The following is a 1,880-nucleotide window of genomic DNA, read 5'->3' on the forward strand; positions in this document are numbered from 1 at the left end:
GAGTACCCGGCGGACCGGATCGCGTACATGCTCCAGGATGCTCGGCCGGCGTTCGTTCTGACCGATGAGGTAACGGCCGGTCTGCTGCCCCGTGACAGTGACATCCCTTGTGTGCTGCTCGACGATCCCCCGGTGCGGGACGCGGTCGCGGCCTTGAGCACGTCAGATCTGACGGATGGGGATCGTTTGGCTTCGGTGGTTCCTGCGCATCCCGCGTATGTGATCTATACGTCGGGTTCGACGGGGCGGCCGAAGGGCGTGGTGGTTTCGCATGTGGGTGTGGCGAGTTTGTCGGGGACGCAGGTTGAGGGTCTGGGTGTGGGGTTGGGTTCCCGGGTTCTTCAGTTTGCGTCGGTGAGTTTTGATACGTCGGTCTGGGAAGTCTGGATGGCGTTGTTGTCGGGGGCGGCGTTGGTGGTGCCGTCGTTGGAGGAGCGGGTTGCGGGTGAGCCGTTGTCGCGGTTTGTGGTGCGGCACGGGGTGACGCATGCGACGTTGCCGCCGGCGGTGTTGGAGGTATTGGGGGAAGAGGGTCTTCCTCAGGGTCTGACGTTGGTGCTGGCGGGGGAGGCGTCTTCTGCGGGGTTGGTTGACCGTTGGGTTGTGGGGCGTCGGGTGTTCAACTCGTTCGGTCCGACGGAGACGACGGTTGATGTGACGTTGTGGGAGTGCCGGGCTGGTGATGTGTCAGTGCCGGTGGGGCGTCCGGTGTGGAACACGCGGGTGTATGTGCTGGATGCGGGTCTGTCGCCGGTGGCGGTGGGTGTTGCGGGTGAGCTGTATGTGGCGGGGGCTGGTCTGGCGCGGGGGTATCTGGGTCGTGCGGGTCTGACGGCCGAGCGGTTTGTCGCGGACCCGTTCGGGGCGGTGTCCGGTTCGCGGATGTACCGGACCGGGGATGTGGTGCGCTGGAACGCGGACGGAGTCCTGGAGTTCCTCGGCCGGGCGGACACGCAGGTGAAGGTACGCGGCTTCCGCATCGAGCCGGGCGAGGTCGAAGCCGCCCTGGCGGAACACGGGCAGGTGGCCCAGACGGCCGTCGTCGTACGGGAGGACACGCCGGGCGACAGACGGCTCGTCGCCTACGTCGTACCCGCGGCCGGTGCCTCCGCGGATGACCTCCCGTCGGCCGCTGTCACCGTCGAACTGCGCAGCCACGCTCGCCGCAGTCTGCCGGACTACATGGTGCCGTCGGCATTCGTGGTGCTGGACGCTCTGCCGTTGACGCTGAACGGAAAGTTGGACCGGCGGGCCCTGCCGGCACCCACGTACACATCGGACGCGTCCGGGCGTGCGCCCCGGACACCGCAGGAGGAGATCCTGTGCGGCCTCTTCGCCGAAGTCCTCGGTAACGGACCCGTTTCCATCGACGACAGCTTCTTCGACCTCGGCGGACACTCTCTCCTGGCCACTCGGCTTGTACGCCGGATCCGGCTGGCGCTGGACGTGGAAGTCACGGTTCGGTCGCTGTTCGAGGCACCCACGGTGGCTCTGCTGGCGACAGAACTCGCTTCAGTTACTACGGCGAAGACGCGACCCAAACTGCGACGTATGCGCCCCCTCCAGGAAGACGGCGAATGACATCGCCCCTCCCCGCGACGGGCAAGAGCGGCGAAGCCTGAGGAGCAATCCTCCGGCCCGCTCGCACATTCTTCATGTAATCCACTGCCTTGGATGGCGGTCATCCCTCTGTGTGAGGGAGCAAGCGAAAGGTTGTTCCTGTGCTTCCGGTGTCGTTCGCGCAGCGTCGGCTGTGGTTCCTGGGTCAGCTGGAGGGCGTGTCGTCGACGTACAACATCCCCCTCGTGCTGCGGCTGACCGGGGCGTTGGATGTGGGGGCGTTGCGGGCGGCGTTGGGGGATGTGGCGGGCCGTCATGAG

General features: G+C 66.4%; 1 pseudogene. It reads left to right on the forward strand.

Annotated features, from left to right (window positions below):
• Positions 1 to 1,880 (forward strand): annotated as a pseudogene (locus ACIBJH_RS48150) (amino acid adenylation domain-containing protein); the annotation flags it as partial.

Source organism: Streptomyces sp. NPDC050548, from assembly GCF_044457385.1.
Classification (GTDB): Bacteria; Actinomycetota; Actinomycetes; order Streptomycetales; family Streptomycetaceae; genus Streptomyces.